Source organism: Pseudomonas sp. HY7a-MNA-CIBAN-0227 (genome assembly GCF_040310325.1).
In the GTDB taxonomy this organism is placed as follows: domain Bacteria; phylum Pseudomonadota; class Gammaproteobacteria; order Pseudomonadales; family Pseudomonadaceae; genus Aquipseudomonas.
The window spans coordinates 68,014-91,293 of sequence record NZ_JBEOPT010000003.1 but is presented as its reverse complement, the minus strand read 5'-3'; the positions used below and the strand labels follow the sequence as shown (position 1 = coordinate 91,293).

Genomic DNA, 23,280 nt, shown 5'->3' with positions numbered 1-23,280 from the left:
ATCGCAGCCTCGCTAAAGCTCGACAGCTCCTACGCTGGCTTGTGCTAGCCACCATTGCTTAAATCAGAAGGAATCAGCGTTCCACAGCCAATTCCACACGCCTGGAAAATGCACCGCGTCGTTGACATCACCCACTGTGCGAGCCATGGCGGCGCGTTGCAGTGTCGGGCGATCCGTGTAGAACGGCTCGGCAGCTGTCCTAAGGCCTGTGACTCGGGCGCTGTCCATCAGGATCTGCAGGTATTCCTGCAGATGCCGTGCGGTGTAGCGGTTGATGTCGTGAAAGGTCACCACCACCGGTATCACACCGTCCACTGTCGGCAGCTGCCCCAGGGCGATCTGCTCGCGCACTTGCGACAGTTGCCGTAGCAGGTTGGCCCGCCGCTGCGGGCTGCCATTGAAACCCCAGATCTTGCCGTCATTGGCGCTCAGGTCCGTCAGCAGGATGTGCAAACCCTGTTTCTGATAAGCCGCGAAGGTGCGGCTGTCGTAGTTCCAGAAGGGCGGACGTACCAGGGTTGGCGGCGCCCCAGTGATCGACGCAATGGTTGCCGCGCCCAGGCTGAGGGTCTGTTCTAGTTCTTCGCAGTCAAGGAGGCGGTGATTGGTGTGCCAGGCAGTGGCGGTGTGGAAGCCCAGGATATGCCCGCCCGCGTGCTCACGCTCCATGGTCTTGCGACCTCGCGGGCTGCCACCGGACCGAGACGCCTCGGTCTGCAAAAAGAAGATCGCCTTGATACCCGGTTGTACCGGGTTGCTGGCCAGGTCCGCGATCACCGAACGGCTCGGGTTGTCGAAGCCCGAGGCGCTGGGGCCGTCATCGAAGGTCAGCAAAAAGCGGATCGGCGCCTGGGCACGCAGGTTGTGTTCAGTCTGCGGCGTCAGGGCAATGGGAGGGCCGATGCAGCCGCCCAGGCTCAATGCCAGGGCAAGTACGGCTGAGGCGATGGCAAGGGATTTCATGGTGTGGACCGCGCTCGAATGAAGGCCGCCGCTGATTTGGATCAGCCGCGGCAGGCGCGCACCATACAGCAAGGTTGTCGCGTGTTTACAGCAGACTTAGCGGATAGCTGACGATCAACCGGTTTTCATCAAACTTATTGTTGCTGTAGTCCCGGCGCATGCTGGAATTGCGCCAGCGCACATTGAGGTTTTTCAACGTGCCGCTCTGCACCGTGTAGGCCAGTTCGCTTTCCCGTCCCCATTCCTTGCCGTCGGTCACGGTGGCGGTGTGCACATTGCTGCCGCTGATGTAGCGGTTCATCACGGTCAGGCCTGGCACGCCAAGGGCGACGAAGTTGTAGTCGTGGCGCACCTGCCAGGATTTTTCCTGGGCGTTGTCGTAGCTGGCGTTGAAGCTGTCGTTGGCCAGGGTGCCGCCGCTGGTGCCATTGACCCGCATCCAGGCGCTGTCGCCGGTGAGTTTTTGCAGGCCGACGTAGAAGGTGTTGCCGCCGTACTTGGCCGAGAACATCCCGGACCAGGTCTTGTTGTCGAGGTTGCCGGCACGGGCGCTGCCGTCTTCCTTGCCGTAGAAGAATCCGAGGTTGGCCCCCAGGGTCCAGTCGCCCAGAGGTTGGCTGTGGATCAGATTGAGGTACTGCTGGCTGTAGATATCCTTGAGTTGGGCATTCCACACGCCGACCTGCGTGCGTTTGTCATTGAAGGCATATTCGCCTCCCTGGAAGTTGAACCGGTGGGAGGTGAAGGCGGTTTTTCCGAACATCGACATGTCGGTCATGCTGCTGTCGTCACGCGGGCTATTGGCGCGGAACTGGCCGCCGTAGAGGGCCAGACCGTCGATTTCTTTGGAGGTGATCTGCCCTCCGCGCAAGGTTTGCGGCAGTGAGCGGCCGTCATCCGAGCGCAGGATCGGCAGCACCGGCATCCATTCGCCTAGCTTCACCTCAGTCTTCGAGATGCGCGCCTTGAATGCTACGCCCAGGCGCCCGAAGTCATCGGCGGGCCGCCCATCGTGATCCAGTGGCAACAGTTGCGTGCCCCCGGTGCCGCGTCCGCCATCGAGCTTCACCGAGTACAAACCGAGCACGTCCACGCCCAAACCCACGGTGCCTTGGGTGAAGCCGGACTTGGCGTCGAGGATGAAACTCTGGGTCCACTCCTGCGCACCGCCCTGGGCCTTGGTCGGGTTGGTGAAGTTACGGTTGAAGAAGAAATTACGCAGGTTGAGGTTGGCGCTGGCGTCTTCCAGAAAGCCGTGTTCTTCGGCCAGGGCCGGGAGGGCGAGGCTGGCGACGGCGGTGGCCAACAGTAGTTTGCGGGCGTGGAGGGTGCTCATGAAGTCGGGTCTCTCTAATTGTTAGGGATGAAGCAAGGCATCGCCGCAACCTGGGGTCGCAGACAAAAAACGCGCTGGGAAAAGTCGGTGGAGCGATATCAGCCGGAGCGGACAGTCATGGTGGCCTATCTGTTGTTATTGGTTTTGCAGGTGCCGGCAATGGTGCGGGGGAGCGGTGGGGGGATTCAATCGGGAGGGGCGGGTTTTGGGCGGTGATCGACCGGAAGTCGTTGGAATGGTTTTTAGGGTGGCTTGTCCACAATGGCTTCATACCGCAAAGCAAAAAGCCCACCAAAAGGTGGGCTTCGTTTTAGCTAGGTGCTATCAGAACAACTTCAACTTCGGCGCTTCTTCTTTCAACGGCTCACTCTTCGCCGTTTGTTCACTCCAGCCGCCACCGAGAGCCTTATACAACGTCACTTCGCTGGTCAGCTGCGCCAGGCGGTCGGTGATCAGCGATTGCTGGGCACTGAACAGCTGGCGCTGGGCATCGAGGAAGGTCAGGTTGCTGTCGACACCAATGCGGTAGCGACGCTCGGCCAGACGGTAGTAGTCCTGGTTGGCGGTGACGAAGTCACGCTGGGCCTGCAACTGTTGGTTGTAGGTTTCACGTGCCGCCAGGCCATCAGAGACTTCCTGGAACGCGGTCTGGATCGACTTCTCGTAGTTCGCGACGTTGATCTCTTTCTGGATTTTCGAGTAGTCCAGGCTGGCGCGCAGGCTGCCGGCGTTGAAGATCGGAATGTTGATCTGCGGTGCGAACGACCAGGTCCCCGAGCCGCCCTTGAACAGGCCACCGAGATCCGGGCTCAGGGTGCCGGCATTAGCGGTCAGGCTGATGCTCGGGAAGAACGCAGCCCGTGCCGCACCGATGTTGGCGTTGGCGGCCTTGAGGTTGTACTCGGCCTGCAGGATGTCGGGACGACGTTGCAGCAGGTCAGAAGGCAGACCTGCCGGTACTTCGCTCAACAGGTCGTCAGCCAATGGCTTGCTGGCGAGGTTCGCCGGCAGACCGGTGCCCAGCAGCAGGGTCAGGCTATTTTCGTCCTGAGCCACCTGGCGGGTGTAGCGCGCCAGTTGTACCCGGGCATTTTCCACCGAGGTGCGCGACTGGCTCAGGTCCAGGGCCGAAGCCACACCGACTTCGTTGCTGCGGGAGGTGAGCTTGTAGCTCTCCTCGAACGCGCCCAGGGTGTCCTGGGTCAGTTTCAGCAGTTCCTTGTCGGCCTGCCAGGTCAGGTAGGCATTGGCCACGCTGGCCACCAGGCTGATCTGGGTTGTACGACGGGCTTCTTCGGTGGCGAAGTACTTCTGCAGCGCTTCTTCGCTCAGGCTGCGAACTCGACCGAACAGGTCCAGCTCGTAGGAACTGATGCCCAGGGTTGCCGAATACGAACTGGTGATGCCCGCTTCGCCAGTTTGCGAGGCCCGTGCTGGAACCCGCTGGCGGCTGCCGCTGCCATTGGCCGAAACCGCCGGGAACAGGTCGGCGCGTTGGATGCGGTACTGCGCGGCATAGGCGTCGATGTTCAGGGCCGCGACACGCAGGTCACGGTTGTTCACCAGCGCGGTCTGGATCAGCTGTTGCAGGGCAGGATCATGGAAAAACTGCTTCCAGCCCTGTTCGGCAGCGGCCTGGCTCGGCGCCTGGGCCGACGAATACGCCGGCCCTTGCGGGAACTGTGCGGCCACCGGCGCTTCGGGGCGCTGGTAGTCAGGTATCAGCGAGCAGCCACTGAGCACGAATGCCGTAACTGCCAGGGAAAGTAGCGACTTGCTCATTGGCCAGCCTCTTTAGAAATTTGCGTAGTGTCAGTCTTTTTCCGACTGCCGATGGCTGACACGGTTACGAAGAACAGTGGCACCCAGAAGATCGCCAGGACAGTGGCGGTGATCATACCGCCAATTACCCCGGTACCGATGGCGTGTTGGCTGCCTGAACCGGCACCCGTGGAGATCGCCAGCGGCAGTACGCCGAGGACGAACGCCATGGAGGTCATGATGATCGGTCGCAGGCGCATCCGGGAGGCTTCGATAGCCGCCTCGACGATGCCTTTGCCTTGTTCGTGGAGCTCTTTGGCAAACTCGACAATCAAGATGGCGTTTTTCGCCGCCAGGCCCACCGTCACCAATAGTCCGACCTGGAAGAACACGTCGTTGGACAGCCCCCGCATGCTGGTTGCCATCAGTGCACCGATAACCCCCAGCGGTACTACCAGCACCACTGCGATGGGGATCGACCAACTTTCGTACAGTGCTGCCAGACAGAGGAACACCACCAGCAACGACAGGGCGTACAGCGCAGGCGCCTGGGAACCGGATAGACGTTCTTCATAAGACAGGCCGGTCCAGGCATAGCCGACACCCGCCGGCAGTTGCTTGGCGATACGTTCGACTTCCGCCATCGCGTCACCGGTACTGTAGCCCGGTGCCGGTGTACCGAGGATTTCCATCGCCGCTACACCGTTATAGCGCGAGAGTTTCGGTGAGCCGAAAATCCATTGGCCCGAGGCAATGGCCGACAACGGCACCATCTTCCCGGAGTCGCTGCGCACGTACCATTTGTTCAGGTCTTCAGGGGACATACGGCCAGCGGCCTCACCCTGGATATAGACCTTCTTCACCCGACCACGGTCGATGAAGTCGTTGATGTAGCTGCCACCCAGGGCAATCGACAGGGTCTGGTTGATGCTCGCCAGGCTGATGCCCTGGGCGCTGGCCTTCTCGTCGTCAACGGTCAGCTCATACTGCGGCTCATCGTTTACACCGTTGGGACGTACGCCTGCAAGAATCTTGCTTTGCGAGGCCAGGCCGAGGAACTGGTTGCGTGCCGCCATCAACTTGTCGTGGCCGACGCCGCCCTGATCCTGAAGGAATACGTCGAAACCGGTGGCGTTACCCAACTCCAGTACCGACGGTGGCACGATGGCAAACACCATGGCGTCCTTGAAGGTTTGGGAGAAGTAGCCTTGGGCACGCTTGGCCACTTCGAACACCGACATCGATGAGTCGCGCTCATCCCATGGCTTGAGCATGACGAACGCCAGGCCCGAGCTTTGGCCACGACCGGCAAAGTTGAAGCCGTTTACGGTGAACACCGACTTCACGGCCTTGCCTTCGCCAGGTTCGCCTTCCTTGTCGAGCAACAGGTAGGCACGCATGTCGTCGATGACGGTCTGGGTACGCTCGGCCGAAGAACCGACTGGCGTCTGCACCTGGGCAAAGATCACACCCTGGTCTTCCTCGGGCAGGAACGCGCTCGGAATACGGGTGAACAGCCAGATCATGCCGGCGAGGATGAGAATGTAGACCAGAAACGATGGAAACTTGTGCTTGATCATGTTGCCGACGCCGCGCTCGTAGCTCAGTACGCCACGGTCGAAGGTACGGTTGAACCAGCCAAAGAAGCCGCTCTTGGGCTCACCGTGTTTTTCCGGATCGATCGGCTTGAGCATGGTGGCGCACAGGGCCGGGGTGAAGATCAGGGCAACCAGTACCGACAGCGCCATCGCCGAAACAATGGTGATGGAGAACTGTTTGTAGATCACACCGGTGGAGCCGCCAAAGAAGGCCATGGGCAGCAGTACCGCCGACAGCACCAGGGCAATACCCACCAGGGCGCCCTGGATCTGGTCCATGGACTTGACCGTCGCCTCCTTGGGCGACAAGTGCTCCTCGGCCATTACCCGCTCAACGTTCTCCACCACCACGATCGCATCGTCCACCAATAGACCGATGGCCAGGATCATGCCGAACATGGTCAGGGTGTTGATGGTGAAACCGAAGGCCGCGAGGATCCCGAAGGTACCCAGCAATACCACCGGCACCGTCATCGTGGTGATGATGGTGGCGCGGAAGTTTTGCAGAAACAGGAACATCACCAGGAACACCAGGACGATCGCTTCGACCAGGGTACTGACTACCCCGGAAATCGATTCGGTCACCACTGGGGTGGTGTCATACGGGATCACGGCTTTCATGCCTGGCGGGAAGAACGGTTCCAGGGATGCAACCGTGGTGCGGATGGCCTTGGCGGTGTCCAGGGCGTTAGCGCCGGACGCCAGTTTGATCGCTATGCCGGAAGCTGGCTTGCCGTTGAACTGCGCACTGATGCTGTAGTTCTGGCCGCCCAGTTCAACACGAGCAACATCGCCCAGGCGAACCTGGGAGCCGTCGGAGTTAACGCGCAGCAGGATCTTTTCGAACTGCTCGGCGCTTTGCAGACGGGTCTTGCCGATGATGGTGGCGTTCAGTTGCGTGCCTGGCAGGGCAGGCAGGCCGCCCAGTTGACCGCTGGCCACCTGTACGTTCTGCGCCTGGACGGCGTTGCTGACATCCACTGGAGTCATCTTGAAGTTGTTCAGCTTGGCTGGGTCCAGCCAGATACGCATGGCGTACTGGGAGCCGAAGACCTGGAAGTCACCCACGCCAGAGGTCCGGGAAATCGGGTCCTGGATGTTGGAAACGATGTAGTTGGAGAGGTCGTCCTTGGTCATGCTGCCGTCTTCCGACACCAGACCGATCATCATCAGGAAGTTCTTCACCGCCTTGGTCACGCGGATACCCTGTTGCTGCACTTCTTGTGGCAGCAATGGGGTCGCCAGGTTCAGCTTGTTCTGCACCTGAACCTGGGCGATGTCCGGGTTGGTACCCTGGTTGAACGTCGCGGTGATGGTCATGCTGCCGTCGGAGTTACTGTCCGAGGAGATATAGCGCAGGTTGTCGATACCGTTGAGCTGTTGCTCGATGACCTGCACCACGGTGTCCTGCACGGTTTGTGCAGAAGCGCCTGGGTAGGTGACCTGGATGTCGATCGCTGTTGGAGCGATGGCCGGGTACTGGTTGATGGGCAGCTTGAGGATCGATAGAGCGCCGACCAACATGATCACCAAGGCAATTACCCAGGCGAAAATGGGGCGGTCGATAAAAAATTTCGACATGAATTACTCCCCTTTGCCAGCAGCGGCAGCAGGAGCAGCAGTACCGGCGGCCGTGGCGTTTTTGGCGTCCGTGACCTTGACCTCGATGCCCGGCTTGATGAACTGCAAGCCTTCGGTGATCACGCGGTCACCGGCATTCAAGCCTTTTTCCACCAGCCAATAGGCGCCGGTGGTGCGGTTGGCGACCAGTACACGCTGTTCAACCTTGTTGTCCTGGTTGACCACCAGCGCGGTCGGGATGCCCCGCAGGTCACGGGTCACGCCTTGCTGCGGTGCCAGGATGGCCTTGCTGTTCACACCGGCCTGCAGTTGTGCGTGGACAAACATGCCCGGCAGCAGGGTGTGGTCAGGGTTGGGGAACACGGCGCGCAGGGTCACGGAACCGGTGCTTTCGTCCACCGAGACTTCGGAGAACTCCAGTCTGCCTTCCAGGCCGTAGTTGCTGCCGTCTTCCAGGGTCAACTTGACCTTGGCAGCGTTGTCACCGGCTTTCTCCAACTGACCGCTTTCCATGTCGCGACGCAGTTTCAGCAGTTCGGTGGAGGATTGCGTGACGTCGACGTAGATCGGGTCCAGTTGCTGGATCACTGCCATGGCGTCGGTCTGGCCGTTGCTGACCAGTGCGCCTTCGGTGACCGAAGAACGACCGATACGCCCGGAGATCGGGGCAAATACCTTGGTGTAGCGCACGTTGATCTGGGCCGTTTGCAGGCTGGCTTCCGATTGCATGCGGTTGGAAACGGCAGTGTCGTACTCCTGGCGGCTGACCGCCTGCTCGTTGACCAATAGCTTGTAGCGGTCGGCAATCGATTTGGTCTGCGACAGGCTGGCCTGGGCGCTTTTGAGGGTGGCCTCATAGACCGACGGATCGATCTGATAGAGCTGCTGGCCTTCCTTGACGTCGCCGCCTTCCTTGAACAGACGCTTGAGAATGATGCCGTTGACCTGAGGCCGAACTTCCGCGATGCGGTAAGCCGTGGTGCGGCCCGGTAGTTCGGACGTCAGGGTGAAGGCTTGCGGTTGAATAGTGACCACGCCGACCTGAGGGGTTTGAGCGGGTGGAGCCGCCTCTTCCTTTTTACATCCGCTGAGCAGTGATGCCAGGGCGACGGCAGTGACCAGGGCGGTAACAGCTGGCTTAAGTTGCATGAAGATCCTCGGGTCAGGTACGCAGGATGCGCACAAGAAGTGTGGAAGGGTAAAAAACAGGCACTGAGTGGATAAGTAGCTTGCTACGCAATATACTTACGTTCATGGTTGTTTGTAAACTCTTGACAGGTTTCCCGGATTCGTCACAACTCTCCGTTGAAAGCCTAGATTCTAGTACGTTCGGCACCCATGACGGTGTTGTCCCATAATTATTCAGATGGTCGTTGTCGACCACCCCAAGTGTCCTGATTGAGGTTTTACTGCCATGGTTCGTCGTACCAAAGAGGAAGCTCAGGAAACGCGCAGCCAGATACTTGAGGCCGCCGAGCAGGCTTTTTACGAGCGCGGGGTTGCGCGAACCACGCTGGCGGATATCGCGGCGCTGGCAGGCGTGACGCGTGGTGCCATCTACTGGCACTTTAGCAACAAGGCCGACCTGGTGCAGGCGATGCTCGATACCCTGCATGAGCCGCTGGATGAAATGGCCAGGGCCAGCGAGAGCGAGGATGAAGTCGACCCGCTGGGCTGTATGCGCAAGTTGTTGATTCATCTGTTCCATCAAGTAGCCCTGGACCCGAAGACCCGGCGCATTAATGAGATTTTGTTTCATAAGTGCGAATTCACCGATGAAATGTGTGATCTGCGCCGTCAGCGTCAGACGGCCAGCCTGGAGTGCAACCTGTGCATCGGCCTGGCCCTGCGTAACGCGGTCCATCGCGGGCAACTTCCGGAGAATCTCGACACCGTACGCGCCGCGGTGTGCATGCATGCCTATATCGACGGAATCCTTGGCCAGTGGCTGCTGGTGCCTGACAGCTTTCAGTTGCACCAGGAGGCAGAGCGTTGGGTCGACATCGCGTTGGACATGCTGCGTTTGAGCCCTAGCCTGCGCGATTAAGACAAAATGCGTAATTGCGTCCAGTTGTGTCAACAGTAAAGATCAGGGTGGGTCAATCGTCTCTTTGCCTGATTTTGTGGAATGACTTTATATATGGGCTGGCGCAGGGTTGATAGGAAGTCGACTAAGTATTTTGTAGCGATATTGTTGCAAGGCTGTGAAGGAATGTTTCCCGCCGCTCTGTGAGCGAGCTTGCTCGCGAAGGTCGTTAACGATAACGGACGTGCAGAAAAGCCCCGGTTCTCACAAGCCGGGGCTTTTGCGCTTTAGCGGATCAGAGCGCCAAAGTCGGGTAGTCGATGTAGCCGACCGGGCCCTTGGCGTAGAAGGTTTCCGGATGCGCTTCGTTTAGCGGTGCATCGGCCTTCAGGCGAGCCGGCAGGTCCGGGTTGGCGATAAACGGTACGCCGAAAGCCACCGCGTCTGCCTTGCCCGAAGCCAGCCAAGCGTTGGCGCTGTCTTTGGTGAAGCGTTCGTTGGCGATGTACGGGCCGCCGAACGCTGCTTTCAGTTGTGGGCCCAGGCTGTCGCCGGCTTCTTTTTCACGGGAGCAGATAAATGCGATGCCGCGTTTGCCCAGTTCCTTCGCCACGTAGGTGAAGGTCTGTGACAGGTTCTCGTCGCCCATATCATGGGAATCGGCACGCGGTGCCAAATGCACCCCCACACGGCCGGCGCCCCAGACTTCAATCACGGCGTCAGTCACTTCCAGCATCAGCCGTGCACGGTTTTCCAGGGAGCCGCCGTAGTTGTCGGTGCGCTGGTTGGTGCTGCTTTGCAGGAACTGGTCGAGCAGGTAACCGTTGGCGCCGTGGACTTCCACGCCATCAAAGCCAGCGGCCTTGGCGTTTTCGGCACCGACGCGATAGGCGTCGACGATATCGGCAATTTCAGCGGTTTCCAGGGCGCGTGGCGTCGGGTAATCGGCCAGCGGACGCACCAGGCTGACGTGACCTTCTGGCTTGATCGCACTTGGCGCGACCGGTGTTTCACCGTTCAGGTACGACTCGTGGGAGATCCGGCCGACGTGCCACAGTTGCAGGAATATCTTGCCGCCTGCGCCGTGAACGGCCTTGGTGATATTGGACCAGCCGCGAACCTGGTCGTTGGACCAGATACCCGGCGTGTCCGGGTAACCCACGCCCATCGGCGTCACCGAGGTGGCTTCGCTGAGGATCAGCCCGGCGGAGGCCCGTTGTACGTAGTATTCAGCCATCAGCGCATTGGGAACGCGGCCTTCATCGGCACGACAGCGGGTCAGTGGCGCCATGATGATGCGGTTGGACAGTTCCAGGTCGCCCAGTTTGATTGGATCGAAAATAGTCGTCATGGGATACACCCTTCTCTTTAGTGATCAGTTGGTAGCAGGGGCCAGGTCGGCATCGCCGCCCTGACGGAAAGTAATCAGCGTTACCAGCAGCGCCAGCACCGCGAGGGCGGCTGCGGCCAAGGGCACGCTGGTCAGGCCAAAGCCATGGGCGATGACGCTGCCGCCGACCCAGGCGCCGAGGGCGTTGCCGATGTTGAAAGCGCCGATGTTCAGGGTCGATACCAGGTTTGGCGCGGCCTTGCCGAAGGTCACCACGTTGATCTGCAGCGCCGGCACGGCGGCAAACGAAGCGGTGGCCCAGAGGAACAGGGTGATTTCAGTCGGGATCAACGCGACGCTGGTCCAGGTCAGTACGGTGGAGATCACCGCCATGCTGATAAACACGCCGATCAGGGTGGCTGCCAGGCGCTTGTCCGCCAGCTTGCCGCCGATGATGTTGCCCACGGTCAGCCCCAGGCCAATCAGCAGCAGGGTCCAGGTCACGCCTTTGGGTGACACCCCGGTGACATCACCCAGCAGCGGTGCGACGTAGGTAAAGAGGGTGAACATCGACGCCGAAAACAGCGCGGTCATGGCCAGGGACAACCAGATGCCAGCGCCCTTGAGGGCCTTGAGTTCAGCACGCATGTCGAGTTTTTCCTCGTCACGCTTGGCTGGCAGAAAGCGGATCAGGCCGATCAGCGCGATCACACCAATTACCGTTACGGCGAAGAAGGTCGAACGCCAGCCAGCTTCCTGGCCCAGTGCGGTACCCAGCGGCACGCCGAGGACGTTGGCCAGGGTCAGGCCGGTGAACATCAGGGCCACGGCCGAGGCACGTTTGTTGGCTGGCACCAGGTTGGCCGCTACTACAGAACCGATACCAAAGAAGGCGCCGTGGCACAGTGCGGTCACGACACGGGCAAACATCAGCACGTTGTAATCACTGGCCAGGGCGCAGAGCAGGTTGCCGATGATGAAAATGCCCATCAACGCTACCAGCGCGGCTTTGCGTGGCAACTTGGCGGTAGCCAGTGCCATGAAAGGTGCGCCGATGGCCACGCCCAGGGCGTAACCGGTCACTAGCCAGCCGGCGCCGGGAATCGACACACCCAAGTCGGCCGCTACATCAGGCAGCAGGCCCATGATGACGAACTCGGTGGTGCCAATGGCGAAGGCGCTTAAGGCCAGTATGAGTAGCGAGAGAGGCATTGTCGGGTCCTGTTACAGCGGTGGGCTGAGTTCTTCGGTGATGGCTTGGATGACGGCTTGAATCACGTCTTCATTACGTCGGAAAAAGTGCCACTGGCCGGCTTTCTGGCTGGAGATCAGTCCTGCCCGTTGCAGGGTGGCCAGGTGCGCCGAGACGGTGGACTGAGAGAGGCCGCAACGCTGGTCGATTTGCCCGGCGCAAATGCCGTACTCGTGGTTGTGCAGTTGTTCGGGGAACTGCACTTTCGGGTCTTTCAGCCAGTTGAGAATGTCTCGCCGTACTGGGTGCGCCAGGGCTTTTATTATTTCGTCGAGGTCAATGGACATGGCAGTGCTCGGGTTTTGTAAAACGTTATATCGCGATTAGGCGAACTTTAAATCGTTATATTGCGATATACCAATATGATTTTGGTCTTACAGACGACCAAATCGATATATCGGGTTATAACGATATGTTGATGACAGTGCTAAACTGCGCAGTATGAATTATCTCGCACATCTGCACCTTGGCGGCCAACTTCCTGCGCAACTGCTGGGCAGCCTCTATGGCGACTTCGTCAAAGGGCGCCTGCAAGGTCAGTTCAGCCCGCAAGTCGAGTCGGCCATTGCACTGCATCGCAGCATTGACCGGTTTACCGACAGTCATCCGCAGATAGGGGCGGCGCTGTCGCGCTTCAGCCTGACCCGGCGGCGCTACGCCGGCATCGTCCTTGACGTGTTTTTTGATCACTGCCTGGCGCGGGATTGGGCGTTGTACGCCGATCAACCCCTGGAACGCTTTACCACCGAGGTTTACCGGGTACTGGCCGCCGAACCACAATTGCCGGGGCGGCTGGCGCAAATTGCACCGTATATGGCGGCGGATGACTGGTTGGGCTCCTACCGCGAATTTGCGGTGATGGAGCCGGTGCTTCGGGGGATTTCCCGGCGCCTGACACGGCCCGAGGAACTGGGCCATGCCATGCAGGAGTTACGGCTGTTGTATGAGCCGTTGAGTGAGGACTTCCGGGTGTTTTATCCCCAGTTGCAGGTGTTTGCCGCAGAGCACATTGTTTAGGCAGCGACCAACTCCCCCGCTCGCCGTGGTTTGGCCGGTTGTACCACCTCGCCAAACAACGCCTTCTGCACCGCCTGCTGCGCCTGGAACGCCAGCGCTGCCCGTTCCTGGCCGGCACAGGCAATCGGCTTGAGCAGATGAATTTCCACATCGCCCTGGTCATTGCCGAACAGGCGCATCAGGTGCGACAGCAAATCATCGTCGCCAATAAAGGGGGCGAGTGGATCGATATGCCCATCGCGCAGATAACGAATCGCCACTGGCTGCAGTGCCACGTCGGCATCAATGGCACTGGCCAGCAGCCGCCCATGAAAGGTGCGCAGGGCGCGGCCGTCGGTGGTGGTGCCTTCCGGGAACATCAGCAGCGGGTGCTTTTGCTCCAGATGCCGGGTCATCTGTTTACGAACCAACTGGCTGTCGCCTGAACCACGGCGGATAAACAGGCTGCCCGCTTTTGCCGCCAGCCAACCAGCCACCGGCCAGGTGCGCACTTCGGCCTTGGACAGGAACGACAGCGGTGCCACCATGCCCAGCAGCGGGATGTCGGTCCAGGACACATGGTTGCTGACCCACAGCATCGGCTGTTGCGGCAACTCACCCTGAACGGTGACACGAAAGGGTAGGGCATTACCCAGCCGCGCCATGAAAAACCGCGACCAGCGCTGACGCCGAACCATGGAGTTGGCCACCCCCAGTCGCTCGAACAGGCCAAACACGCTGGCCATCGTCAAGCCCAGCGCCACCACCAGCAGCACGCGGGCAATCCGCCCGTACACCCGCAGCCGGCCCATCACATGGCGGCCTTGAAGTGGCGGGCATAACGCGGGCACAACTCGTCGCGCTTGAGCAGGATAAATACGTCGGCCACCTGAAAGTCCTCGTCCCAGCACGGTTCGCCGCAAATCTTCGCTCCCAGGCGCATATAGGCCTTGAGCAATGGCGGCATTTCAGCGATGACGTTGGACGGTAAGTCCAGGGTTGGCAGCGGTTTTTTCGGCTCGGCCCGCAGGTGCTCGTTGCACAGATAGCGCTCGCGCAGGCGCTGCATGATCGCGTGAGCCTGGATGCCGCCGTCTTGCATCGCAATGCTCGCGCAGCCCATCAGGTAGCTGTAGCCGCCCTGGTTGAGGACTTCGGCCAACTCGCCCCAGAGCACGGCGATGGTGCCGCCGTTGCGGTAGGCCGGGTCGACACACGTGCGCCCGATTTCCAGGATCGGCCCCTGCAAGTGGCGCAGGCCGTGGAGGCTGAACTCTTCTTCACTGTAGAACCGGCCCAAGGTGCTGGCGGCCTGGTGATCCAGCAGGCGAGTAGTGGCCACCAGTCGACCGCTGTTCAAATCCCGCACGCCGATGTGGCTGCAGTGAACATCATAGTCATCCATGTCCAGACCCAGTTCAGCGCCTTTGAGCTTGGCATTGAACTCGCCGCTGAACACGTTGAAACGCAAGGCCTGGGCTTCCTGCAACGCCTGGGCGCCGATCAGGCGTTCGGCTTGCAGACGGCGTTCATTGCCGGTGTCGCTGATGCGGGCGATCTGAGTCATGGCGAGTCTCCAGGTGCCGGCCAGGGTTGCGGCCAGTCGACTTTGTTGTGCAAAGTCAGGCTATGTACCCCCGGTGTCATCTCCATGAAGTTACGGTGACGCTTAGATGACAGGGCTCTGGCCACGATTCTGATGGGGGGCTGCAGGGAGCATTGGTATCTATGTGAATGAGTACATATCCGTTGCTGCAGCAACGGCGACTTGGGGTTACGTCCTTTCTGCTTTTCTATGAGCGAGCTTGCTCGCAAAGAACCTGAGGGCTCCGAGGTGATTCAAAATGCCCGTGTCATTGTTAACAAGGGGCAGTAGATCCGTTTTTGCTTTTCGCCACTCAGGTCGGCTACCAGGCCGCCGTGCTTTTGCTTTTGATCTTGATCTTGATCTAAGGCGCCCCGTTAACCACGATGGCAATGCCGGAGTGAAGGCATGCCGAGCCACAGCGAGGCACCAAGTGGTGGGGCAAGAGCGTTTTTGCTTACTTTTGCGCTCTTTAAAAGTGAGCCGCTGTAAGAGCGCAACCTTAGGCAGCCATTACCGCAGCAACGGATATACACACGGACCCCTCACCCGGCCTGACGCAAAACCGTCATTTACCTCAGCTAGGCTCGCGGGTTCGAATGCCCCCTGAGTCCCCGTCCATGTTCAAAGGCCTGTTGTGCGCCGCCCTGTTGTTCGCCGTCACGGCTCACGCCCAAACCTGGCCTATCAAAGACTGGTCCCAAGGCCCACAACTTGCCGGCCCGGCCACCCGGGCCCTCGACGACTACGCCTTCCCTCCCCGTGACGACACCACCCGCAAGGGCATCCGCACCGACGCGCTGCTGGTCATTCGTGACGGTGAAGTGATCTACGAACGTTACGCAGCGCCCACCACGACAACGACCCCGCACCTGACCTGGTCCATCAGCAAAAGCCTGATGGCCACAGTGCTGGGCGTGGCCTATGGCGAGAACCGCTTCAAATTGACCGACCCGGCCGCGCGTTTTTACCCGCCGATGAAACAGCATCCGGCTGTGACCATGGCCGACCTGCTGCACTGGGCCTCGGGCCTGAATTGGCAGGAAGACTATGAGTACGCACCGCTGAAATCCTCGGTGGTTGCGATGCTCTACACCCGTGGCCGCGCCGACATGGCGATGTTCACCGCCGACACCGGTACCTTCAGCGCGCCGGGTCAGGCCTTCCGTTACTCCAGCGGTGACAGCAACCTGCTGTCCGCCGCATTAAAAGGCATGCTCGGCCACAAAGCCTATGTCGATTACCCGTGGACCGCGCTGTTCGATCCCTTGGGCATCCGCAACGCCACTTGGGAAAGCGACGCTGACGAAACCTTTGTCGCCTCGTCCTACGCCTACCTCACCGCACGGGACCTGGCGCGGATCGGCCTGTTGATGGCGCGCGGCGGCCGTTGGCGTGAACGCCAGTTGCTGCCCCAGGAATGGGTAGCCTTCAACCGCCAGCCCTTTGACAAGTACACGCCCGGCCAGGACGAAGCCGTCCCTGGTGGTCATTGGTGGCTCAATCGCGAAGTCCAGGGCGCCGCGAGGCCTTGGCCAGATGCTCCCGCCGATACCTTCGCGGCCCTGGGTCACTTGGGGCAGGCGCTGTACGTGATGCCCGACGAACACCTGGTGATCGTGCGCTACGGCGACGACCGCGACGGCAGCTATCGCCATAACGAATTGCTCAAGCGTGTGCTCGCCGCCGTGGCCCAACAGGTGCAACCATGATCCGCCGTCGTCCGTTCAGTAGCCTGATGATCGTGCTCATGCTGGCCCTGTTGGGCTGGGTTTGGCACGAACGGGCCAACCTGCAAGCTTTCCCGGACATCATTGCGGCCTACACCGCCAAGGAGTACTGCTCCTGCCGTTATGTGCAAGGCAACCCGGCCGAGTATTGCCAGGGTTATGTAAAGCAATACGTGCCCACCAGCGCCTTCGTCGATAACACCGAAAAGCGCTTGGTCATCGTCAGCGGACTGGGCCGCACCCACAGCGCCCAATGGCTGGACGAACGCCAGGGTTGCCGACTGACACCCTGATGTTCCACAGGGTGGAACCACCTTTGATTGTCCTCGCGTGCCCATCGCGGTTATCTGACGGTGTGCCACGAACGCGCTGCTGCGCGCCGCGAAAAAGAACGGGAACACCCGCCTGCGAGGAGAATCACCATGAGCCCACACCAGCACATTCTGGATTGGCTGAGCGATGTCGCCAGCGACCTGCACGCCGTGCGCCAGGACATCCACGCGCACCCCGAATTGGGCTTTGAAGAAAACCGCACCTCGGCCCTCGTAGCGCAATCCCTTAGAGACTGGGGCTTTGATGTCCACACCGGTATCGGCCAGACCGGCGTGGTCGGTGTGCTGCGCAACGGTAGCAGCTCGCGAAAACTGGGGATTCGCGCCGACATGGATGCGCTGCCGATCATCGAAAACACCGGCGTCGCCTACAGCAGCCAACACAGCGGTTGCATGCACGCCTGCGGTCACGACGGCCACACCACCATGCTGCTGGGCGCCGCTCGTTACCTGGCCGCGACCCGTCAGTTCGACGGCACCCTGAACCTGATTTTCCAGCCCGCCGAAGAAGGCCAAGGCGGCGCCGAAGCGATGCTCGGCGACGGTTTGCTGGAGCGTTTTCCCTGCGATGCGCTGTTCGGCATGCACAACATGCCGGGCCTGCCCGCCGGCCACCTGGGCCTGCGGGCCGGGCCGATGATGGCGTCCCAGGACCTGCTGACCGTGACCCTCGAAGGCGTCGGCGGCCATGGCTCCATGCCGCATCTGACGGTGGACCCGCTGGTGGCGGCGGCCAGTATGGTCATGGCCCTGCAGACGGTGGTGTCGCGCAATATCAATGCCCAGGAAGCTGCAGTGGTAACGGTTGGCGCCTTGCAAGCGGGCCAGGCAGCCAACGTGATTCCCCAGCAAGCGGTGCTGCGCCTGAGCTTGCGGGCCCTTAACGCGCCGGTGCGCGAGCAGATGCTGGAACGGGTCAAGGCGATCATCCTGACCCAGGCCGCCAGTTTTGGCTGTACTGCACAGATCGAACACCGCCCGGCCTACCCGGTGCTGGTCAACCACCCCGAGGAAACTGAATTCGCCCGCCAGGTCGGCGTCGCCTTGCTCGGCGAAGCCGCCGTCGACGCCAACACCCCCAAACTGATGGGCAGCGAAGACTTTGCCTGGATGCTGCAACGCTGCCCCGGCAGTTACCTGTTTATCGGCAACGGCGTGTCGCGGCCGATGGTTCACAACCCAGCCTATGACTTCAACGACGACATCCTGCTGACCGGCGCCGCCTACTGGGGCGCGCTGGCCGAGAGCTGGCTTAAGCCTGCCTGACGAAACATTTTTTTCTGCCGCTGGACCTTTCCCCAACAGGTTGAATGGAGTGTTTTCATGCAGACTTCAATAAAAAGTGTGTCCCGTACCCGGCAAGTGGTCGCGGCGGTGATCGGCAACGCTCTGGAATGGTACGACTTCATCGTCTACGGCTTTCTGGCCAGCATCATCGCTCGGCAGTTTTTCCCCTCTGACGATGAATACGCGTCGTTATTGATGGCCCTGGCGACCTTCGGCGTCGGCTTCTTCATGCGCCCGGTGGGTGGGGTTCTGCTGGGCATGTATTCGGACCGCAAAGGTCGCAAGGCGGCGATGCAACTGATCATCCGCCTGATGACGGTGTCCATCGCGTTGATTGCCTTTGCGCCCAACTACGCCGCTATCGGCATGGGGGCGCCGCTGCTGATCGTCGTGGCGCGCATGCTCCAGGGTTTTGCCACGGGCGGCGAATACGCCAGTGCCACGGCGTTCCTGGTGGAAAGCGCACCGGCCCATCGCAAGGGGTTGTATGGCTCCTGGCAGTTGGTGGGGCAGTGCATGGCGGTGTTTGGCGGCGCGGCGATGGTGGCGCTGGTCACCCACTTCTTTTCTCCCGAAGCCCTCGAACTGTGGGGCTGGCGCCTGCCATTTATCTTTGGTCTGCTGATTGGCCCGGTGGGCTTGTGGATTCGCCGGCACATGGAAGACCCCGAAGAATTTATCGAGGCGCGCAAACAGGCCCGAGGCCCGGCGCCGACGCTGATGCAAGTCATCCGCGATCACCGGCGCAGCATCCTGGTGTCCATGGGCCTGGCGTGCGGGGCGACGGTGTCGTTCTACGTGGTGCTGGTGAACATGCCGACGTTTGCCCACAAGAACCTTGGCCTGCCGCTGGATCAGGTGCTGATGGTGCAGATGTTCGCGGTGGCGCTGATGACCGTGGTCATTCCGTTGTCCGGCCTGCTCTCGGATCGGCTCGGACGTCGACCGGTATTGATGGCCTTCACCCTGGCGTTTTTTGTGATGGTCTATCCGCTGTATGTCTGGGTCGCGGCGGCGCCGTCCATCGAACGGTTGCTGGTGATGCAGGTGATGCTGTGCACGGCCATTGGCGGCTTTTTCGGCCCGGCGCCGACGGCCCTGGCCGAGCAGTTTCCCATTGAAGTGCGCTCCACCGGCGTGTCGGTGGCCTACAACGTGGCCGTGATGGTGTTTGGTGGCTTTGCGCCGCTGATCGTGACTTGGCTAAGCAAGGTCCTGGGCACTCCGGTGGCACCGGCGTTTTATGTGCTGTTCGCTTGCGTCCTGACACTGCTGGGTACTTACTGCATGCATGAGGCGCCACGGGCTTCGAGACCGGTGCCATTATCCAGTGAGGTCAAACCTTGAGTCCTGAGATTGTTGAACTGGATGCCGTGCAACTGTCACGGGCGATCCATGCCCGGCAAGTGTCCTGCCATGAAGTGATGCAAGCGTACCTGGCGCAGATCGAGCGCTTCAATCCGGCGGTCAATGCGCTGGTTTCATTGCGTTCCCACGAGGATGTGCTGGCCGAAGCGCAGGCCTGCGACCGGGAGCTGGACAAGGGCCAATCCCGTGGCTGGATGCACGGTATGCCCCAGGCGATCAAGGACCTGGCGGCCACCAAGGGCTTGCGCACCACCCTTGGTTCGCCGCTGTTTGCCGACCAAGTACCCTCTGAAGATGCGATCAGCGTGGCGCGGGTGCGGGCCAGCGGCGCGATCATTATCGGCAAGACCAATGTCCCGGAGTTCGGCCTGGGTTCGCAGACCTACAACACGCTGTTCGGCACCACCGGCAACGCCTACGACCCGACGCTTGTGGCGGGTGGCAGCAGCGGCGGGGCAGCAGTCGCCCTGGCGCTGCGCATGCTGCCGGTGGCCGATGGCAGCGACATGATGGGATCGCTGCGCAACCCAGCGGCGTTCAATAACGTGTTTGGTTTGCGCCCATCCCAGGGCCGCGTACCCCATGGGCCGGCGCCAGAGTTGTTTGTCCAACAACTGGCCACTGAAGGCCCGATGGGCCGCAGCGTGGCGGACGTGGCGCAGCTGTTGAGCACCCAGGCGGGCTACGACCCTCGGGTGCCGCTGTCCCTCAAGGATGCTCCGGCAATATTTGGTCAACCCTTGCAGCGCGACTTCAAGGGCGCGCGCCTGGGCTGGCTGGGGGACTACAACGGCTATTTGCCGATGGAAGATGGCGTGCTGGATTTGTGCGAGTCGGCCCTTGGCGATTTCACTGCGCTTGGTTGTGCTGTCGAAAACTGCCAGCCGGATTTTGCCATGCAACGGCTGTGGCAGACCTGGCTGGTGCATCGCCACTGGCTGGTGCAGGGCAGCCTGGGCGCCGCTTATGCTGATCCACAAAAGCGTCGTTTACTCAAGCCCGAAGCGCAATGGGAAGTGGAGGGCGGCTTGCTCCTGAGTGCGGCGCAGGTGTACCAGGCGTCGGTCAATCGCAGCGACTGGTACCGCGCCCTCGGCAAATTGTTCGAACGTTACGATTTCCTGCTGTTGCCCACCGCCCAAGTGTTCCCTTTCGATGCACAACAACCTTGGCCGCGCATCGTTGGCGGGCGTGAAATGGATACCTATCACCGCTGGATGGAGGTGGTGATCGGCCCGACCCTGGCCGGTCTGCCGAGCATGAGCATCCCGGTGGGCTTCAACCCTCAGGGCCTGCCCATGGGCCTGCAAATCATCGGCCCCGCCCAGGCGGATCGGGCGGTATTGCAGCTGGCTTATGCCCATGAACAGCTGACGCATTGGGTGCAACGGCGTCCTCCAGCGTGCCTGGTCTCGACCGGCTGAGTCGTAGTGGGCCTGTATCTTGCTGTGAAAAAAGATCATCCGCAGGCTAAAGGAGATCGACCTATGGGCAGCAACGCCGACACGGGCACCGTGCGTTCAGTGGAGCGGGCGCTGGCAATCATCGAGTTGCTCGGCGAGCATCAGGCGCTGGGGCTGGAAGAGTTGCATTACCTGACTCACTTACCCAAGGCCACGGTGTCGCGGATGTTGCTGACCTTGCAGGAACAGGGCTGGATTTTCCGTGGCTTGAGCGACCGGCGTTATCGCTTGAGCGCCCAGCGACTATTTGGTGATACCCAGCAACGCTTCAAGCGCCACCTGGTGGAAAGCGCGGCGCCCTGGCTGCTGGATCTCAGCGAGCGCACCGGGCTGGTGGTGGACTTGTCTAGCTTTGACGGCGAGCGCCTGGAGGTGATGGAAAGCGCGATCCCCACGGTGTTGCGCAAGCTCTATCCGAACAACTGCCAGATCGTCGGCCAGCATGCCAGCCTGTTTCACTCGGCGATGGGCAAGGCGTGCCTGGCGCAACTGTCACACGATGAAGTGCAGCGCCTGGCTGGCCGTGATCAGGTGGCGGCGGATGAGCAGTACCGCGCTTGCGAGCAATCCCAGCATCAGGGCTTTGGCCAGCGCACCGAAGGTCATTGGGAATACCCGGTGCGCCTGCCGTTCCTGATTCGCGCCGTGGCCTTGCCGGTGCGCGCCAATGGCCGGCTGGTGGGCAGCATGGCGCTGCACTGGCCGATGCACCAGGCGCCGGTGGAGCGGGTGTTGAGTTTGCACCTGGCCAGCCTGGCATCGACGGTTCGGGATGTGCAGCAGGCGCTCTGCCTGTAGGCGTCCCCCTCGCGCCTACACGGGGTCTTTGCTACTGTTCGCTCAGGTTTTTCGCCCCATGAGTCCTTATGTTCAACACGGTCCTGTTCAAACCCTTCGCTTTCTTGCTGCTGGCCGGTGCCGTCGTGCCTGCCCACGCTGACTGGTATCTGGACAACGAATCCTCACGCCTGTCGTTTGTCACCACCAAGAACACCAACATCGCTGAAGTCCACCGCTTTCTGGTGTTGCACGGCAAGGTCGACAGCAAAGGCGCGGCGCAGCTTGAGGTTGAGTTGGAGTCGGTTAACAGCGGCATTCCCCTGCGTGACGAGCGCATGCGCAATGAGCTGTTCGAGATCAAGACCTTTCCCGACGCGTTGGTCAGCGCCCAGATCAATCTGCAACCGATCAACGACCTGGCCGCTGGCGCGCAACTGGAGCTGCGCCTGCCACTGTCGGTGACGTTGCACGGCAAGACCCAGACCTACGACAGCGAACTGCTGGCGACCCGCCTCGATGACCGGCGTTTCCAGGTGGTGACCCTGGAACCGCTGGTGCTCCACGCCGAAGATTTCGACCTGCTGCCAGGGGTGGCCGCCTTGCGTAAAGCGGCGGGCCTGGAAGCGATCAGCCTATCGGTGCCGGTGGGTGCGGTGCTGATTTTCACGGCGCGCTGACATGAGCGGCGCGGTGTTCCCGTGGCGCAGCGCCAACCGTTTCGAGTTGTTGATCGACGGCCCCAATTTTTTCCCGCAGATGCTGGTGGGTATTGCCCGCGCCGAACAACAGGTGGAGCTGGAGCTGTACCTGGTGGAGGCGGGCGCTTGTGCCGAGGCCATGGTCCAGGCACTGGTTCAGGCAGCAGAACGCGGCGTACGAGTGCGTTGCCTGTTCGATGATTACGGCAGCCTGGCGTTTACCCTTAGCCTGCGTCGGCGCTTGATCGATGCCGGTGTAGAGCTGCGTTTCTACAATCGCCTGAGCTGGCGCCGTTGGGTGCGCAACTTCTACCGCGATCACCGCAAACTGCTGTTGATCGACCAGACCGTCGCCGTCGTTGGCGGTACGGGTGTGACCGACGAATTTTGGACGCCGGGGCAAGATACCTGTGACTGGCACGAGGTGATGGTGAAAATCACCGGCCCCCTGGTGCTGGACTGGCAGGCGTTGTTCGACCGGCAATGGCTGGCCAACGATGACCGCACCGCCTGGAAGCCTGCGACCAACTTTGGCCTGCCGCGTTTGCCCAAGGTGCCGGCCACCGGGGATGGTCTGGGCCGGGTGGCTTACGCTGACGCCCGTCAACATCGCGATATCCTGCAATCGTTAATCCGCGCGCTGAACAGCGGCCAGCAGCGTATCTGGCTGGCCACGCCGTACTTCCTGCCCACCTGGAGCGTGCGTCGTTCCCTGCGCCGGGCGGCGGGGCGTGGTGTCGATGTGCGTTTGCTGCTCACCGGGCCGCGTACCGATCACCCGTCGGTGCGCTACGCCGGGCACCGTTACTACCCGCGTCTGCTCAGGTCTGGGGTGAAGATCTTCGAATATCAGCCGTGCTTCCTGCACCTGAAGATGGTGCTGGTGGATGACTGGGTGAGTATCGGCTCGTGTAACTTTGATCACTGGAACCTGCGCTTCAACCTGGAAGCCAACCTGGAAGCGCTGGACCCTGCGTTGACGCTGGCGGTGGCGGGCAGTTTCGAGCGCGACTTTGCCCAGAGCCAGGCGGTGAGCCTGGAGGTATGGAAGGCGCGGCCGTTATGGCGACGGGTCAAACAGCGGGTGTGGGGTTGGATTGACCGGTTGGTGGTCAATTTGCTGGACCGAAGAGGCTAAGAAGCTGTTGTAGCGAGAAGGCTTATTGTGGCGAGCGGGCAAGCCCGCTCGCCATA

General features: G+C 61.0%; 20 protein-coding genes. 10 read left to right on the top strand and 10 right to left on the bottom strand.

The window, feature by feature from the left end:
• Positions 1-63: 63 nt before the first annotated feature.
• The 5 genes from AAEZ06_RS06500 to AAEZ06_RS06480 form a co-directional block, all read right to left on the bottom strand.
• Positions 64-963 (bottom strand): polysaccharide deacetylase family protein, encoded by a 900-nt coding sequence (locus AAEZ06_RS06500; protein WP_350613539.1) that lies wholly within the window; start codon positions 961-963, stop codon positions 64-66.
• An 85-nt stretch (positions 964-1,048) separates the two neighbouring features.
• Positions 1,049-2,299 carry an OprD family porin gene (locus AAEZ06_RS06495; protein ID WP_350613537.1) on the bottom strand — a complete coding sequence of 417 codons (1,251 nt, stop codon included), beginning with the start codon at positions 2,297-2,299 and terminating at the stop codon, positions 1,049-1,051.
• Between the two features lie 324 nt (positions 2,300-2,623).
• Positions 2,624-4,081, bottom strand: a complete 1,458-nt coding sequence (gene emhC, locus AAEZ06_RS06490; RefSeq protein ID WP_149414267.1) for an efflux RND transporter outer membrane subunit EmhC — start codon at positions 4,079-4,081, stop codon at positions 2,624-2,626.
• Positions 4,078-7,239, bottom strand: a complete 3,162-nt coding sequence (locus tag AAEZ06_RS06485) for an efflux RND transporter permease subunit (RefSeq protein ID WP_350613535.1) — start codon at positions 7,237-7,239, stop codon at positions 4,078-4,080. Before AAEZ06_RS06485 ends, emhC begins: the two co-directional genes overlap by 4 nt.
• Positions 7,240-7,242: 3 nt before the next feature.
• Positions 7,243-8,388, bottom strand: a complete 1,146-nt coding sequence (locus tag AAEZ06_RS06480; protein ID WP_350613533.1) for an efflux RND transporter periplasmic adaptor subunit — start codon at positions 8,386-8,388, stop codon at positions 7,243-7,245.
• A 265-nt stretch (positions 8,389-8,653) separates the two neighbouring features.
• Here AAEZ06_RS06480 and emhR point away from each other — a divergent pair, with 265 nt between their 5' ends.
• On the top strand, positions 8,654-9,286 hold the full coding sequence (gene emhR / locus AAEZ06_RS06475) for an efflux system transcriptional repressor EmhR (protein ID WP_149414270.1): 633 nt from the start codon (positions 8,654-8,656) through the stop codon (positions 9,284-9,286).
• A 274-nt stretch (positions 9,287-9,560) separates the two neighbouring features.
• On the opposite strand, the gene AAEZ06_RS06470 is transcribed toward emhR, so the two are convergent.
• The 3 genes from AAEZ06_RS06470 to AAEZ06_RS06460 are packed head-to-tail and all read right to left on the bottom strand — an operon-like array spanning position 9,561 to position 12,134.
• Entirely contained in the window at positions 9,561-10,616 is a 1,056-nt protein-coding gene (locus AAEZ06_RS06470) for an alkene reductase (RefSeq protein WP_350613530.1), read from the bottom strand.
• Positions 10,617-10,640: 24 nt separating this feature from the next.
• Positions 10,641-11,807: an MFS transporter gene (locus tag AAEZ06_RS06465; protein WP_350613528.1), complete on the bottom strand. Its 1,167-nt coding sequence runs from the start codon at positions 11,805-11,807 to the stop codon at positions 10,641-10,643.
• A 12-nt stretch (positions 11,808-11,819) separates the two neighbouring features.
• Complete coding sequence (locus AAEZ06_RS06460; RefSeq protein WP_133099323.1) at positions 11,820-12,134, bottom strand: ArsR/SmtB family transcription factor; 315 nt, start codon at positions 12,132-12,134, stop codon at positions 11,820-11,822.
• Positions 12,135-12,288: 154 nt separating this feature from the next.
• Between AAEZ06_RS06460 and AAEZ06_RS06455 the strand changes: the two genes are divergently transcribed.
• The gene (locus AAEZ06_RS06455) at positions 12,289-12,864 is read left to right on the top strand and encodes an acyl carrier protein phosphodiesterase (protein ID WP_350613526.1); all 576 of its coding nucleotides are present in this window, start codon (positions 12,289-12,291) and stop codon (positions 12,862-12,864) included.
• Here AAEZ06_RS06455 and AAEZ06_RS06450 read toward each other — a convergent pair.
• Together AAEZ06_RS06450 and olsB are read right to left on the bottom strand one after the other, a co-directional pair.
• On the bottom strand, positions 12,861-13,655 hold the full coding sequence (locus AAEZ06_RS06450; RefSeq protein ID WP_149414274.1) for a lysophospholipid acyltransferase family protein: 795 nt from the start codon (positions 13,653-13,655) through the stop codon (positions 12,861-12,863). The two genes, AAEZ06_RS06455 and AAEZ06_RS06450, sit on opposite strands and share 4 nt — an antisense overlap.
• On the bottom strand, positions 13,655-14,410 hold the full coding sequence (gene olsB, locus AAEZ06_RS06445) for an L-ornithine N(alpha)-acyltransferase (RefSeq protein WP_149414275.1): 756 nt from the start codon (positions 14,408-14,410) through the stop codon (positions 13,655-13,657). Before olsB ends, AAEZ06_RS06450 begins: the two co-directional genes overlap by 1 nt.
• 638 nt (positions 14,411-15,048) lie before the next feature.
• Here olsB and AAEZ06_RS06440 point away from each other — a divergent pair.
• From AAEZ06_RS06440 to AAEZ06_RS06405, 8 genes are all read left to right on the top strand, one after another.
• Positions 15,049-16,140 carry a serine hydrolase domain-containing protein gene (locus tag AAEZ06_RS06440; protein ID WP_350613772.1) on the top strand — a complete coding sequence of 364 codons (1,092 nt, stop codon included), beginning with the start codon at positions 15,049-15,051 and terminating at the stop codon, positions 16,138-16,140.
• A complete protein-coding gene (locus AAEZ06_RS06435; RefSeq protein ID WP_149414277.1) occupies positions 16,137-16,451 on the top strand; it encodes an amidase in 315 nt (104 codons plus the stop codon). Before AAEZ06_RS06440 ends, AAEZ06_RS06435 begins: the two co-directional genes overlap by 4 nt.
• A gap of 129 nt (positions 16,452-16,580) precedes the next feature.
• A complete protein-coding gene (locus AAEZ06_RS06430) occupies positions 16,581-17,756 on the top strand; it encodes a M20 aminoacylase family protein (RefSeq protein WP_350613523.1) in 1,176 nt (391 codons plus the stop codon).
• Between the two features lie 57 nt (positions 17,757-17,813).
• Complete coding sequence (locus AAEZ06_RS06425) at positions 17,814-19,124, top strand: citrate-proton symporter (RefSeq protein WP_350613521.1); 1,311 nt, start codon at positions 17,814-17,816, stop codon at positions 19,122-19,124.
• Positions 19,121-20,569, top strand: a complete 1,449-nt coding sequence (locus AAEZ06_RS06420; RefSeq protein WP_149414279.1) for an amidase — start codon at positions 19,121-19,123, stop codon at positions 20,567-20,569. Before AAEZ06_RS06425 ends, AAEZ06_RS06420 begins: the two co-directional genes overlap by 4 nt.
• 63 nt (positions 20,570-20,632) lie before the next feature.
• Positions 20,633-21,406 (top strand): IclR family transcriptional regulator, encoded by a 774-nt coding sequence (locus AAEZ06_RS06415; protein WP_149414280.1) that lies wholly within the window; start codon positions 20,633-20,635, stop codon positions 21,404-21,406.
• Positions 21,407-21,474: 68 nt separating this feature from the next.
• Complete coding sequence (locus AAEZ06_RS06410; protein WP_149414281.1) at positions 21,475-22,065, top strand: YceI family protein; 591 nt, start codon at positions 21,475-21,477, stop codon at positions 22,063-22,065.
• A 1-nt stretch (position 22,066) separates the two neighbouring features.
• A complete protein-coding gene (locus AAEZ06_RS06405; RefSeq protein WP_149414282.1) occupies positions 22,067-23,224 on the top strand; it encodes a phospholipase D-like domain-containing protein in 1,158 nt (385 codons plus the stop codon).
• The last annotated feature ends 56 nt before the right edge of the window (positions 23,225-23,280 follow it).

Bases quoted from the DNA above. Each gene is read 5' to 3' on its own strand.
- AAEZ06_RS06500 (WP_350613539.1), bottom strand. From the start codon at position 963: ATGAAATCCCTTGCCATCGCCTCAGCCGTACTTGCCCTGGCATTGAGC.
- AAEZ06_RS06495 (WP_350613537.1), bottom strand. From the start codon at position 2,299: ATGAGCACCCTCCACGCCCGCAAACTACTGTTGGCCACCGCCGTCGCC.
- emhC (WP_149414267.1), bottom strand. From the start codon at position 4,081: ATGAGCAAGTCGCTACTTTCCCTGGCAGTTACGGCATTCGTGCTCAGT.
- AAEZ06_RS06485 (WP_350613535.1), bottom strand. From the start codon at position 7,239: ATGTCGAAATTTTTTATCGACCGCCCCATTTTCGCCTGGGTAATTGCC.
- AAEZ06_RS06480 (WP_350613533.1), bottom strand. From the start codon at position 8,388: ATGCAACTTAAGCCAGCTGTTACCGCCCTGGTCACTGCCGTCGCCCTG.
- emhR (WP_149414270.1), top strand. From the start codon at position 8,654: ATGGTTCGTCGTACCAAAGAGGAAGCTCAGGAAACGCGCAGCCAGATA.
- AAEZ06_RS06470 (WP_350613530.1), bottom strand. From the start codon at position 10,616: ATGACGACTATTTTCGATCCAATCAAACTGGGCGACCTGGAACTGTCC.
- AAEZ06_RS06465 (WP_350613528.1), bottom strand. From the start codon at position 11,807: ATGCCTCTCTCGCTACTCATACTGGCCTTAAGCGCCTTCGCCATTGGC.
- AAEZ06_RS06460 (WP_133099323.1), bottom strand. From the start codon at position 12,134: ATGTCCATTGACCTCGACGAAATAATAAAAGCCCTGGCGCACCCAGTA.
- AAEZ06_RS06455 (WP_350613526.1), top strand. From the start codon at position 12,289: ATGAATTATCTCGCACATCTGCACCTTGGCGGCCAACTTCCTGCGCAA.
- AAEZ06_RS06450 (WP_149414274.1), bottom strand. From the start codon at position 13,655: ATGGGCCGGCTGCGGGTGTACGGGCGGATTGCCCGCGTGCTGCTGGTG.
- olsB (WP_149414275.1), bottom strand. From the start codon at position 14,410: ATGACTCAGATCGCCCGCATCAGCGACACCGGCAATGAACGCCGTCTG.
- AAEZ06_RS06440 (WP_350613772.1), top strand. From the start codon at position 15,049: ATGTTCAAAGGCCTGTTGTGCGCCGCCCTGTTGTTCGCCGTCACGGCT.
- AAEZ06_RS06435 (WP_149414277.1), top strand. From the start codon at position 16,137: ATGATCCGCCGTCGTCCGTTCAGTAGCCTGATGATCGTGCTCATGCTG.
- AAEZ06_RS06430 (WP_350613523.1), top strand. From the start codon at position 16,581: ATGAGCCCACACCAGCACATTCTGGATTGGCTGAGCGATGTCGCCAGC.
- AAEZ06_RS06425 (WP_350613521.1), top strand. From the start codon at position 17,814: ATGCAGACTTCAATAAAAAGTGTGTCCCGTACCCGGCAAGTGGTCGCG.
- AAEZ06_RS06415 (WP_149414280.1), top strand. From the start codon at position 20,633: ATGGGCAGCAACGCCGACACGGGCACCGTGCGTTCAGTGGAGCGGGCG.
- AAEZ06_RS06410 (WP_149414281.1), top strand. From the start codon at position 21,475: ATGTTCAACACGGTCCTGTTCAAACCCTTCGCTTTCTTGCTGCTGGCC.
- AAEZ06_RS06405 (WP_149414282.1), top strand. From the start codon at position 22,067: ATGAGCGGCGCGGTGTTCCCGTGGCGCAGCGCCAACCGTTTCGAGTTG.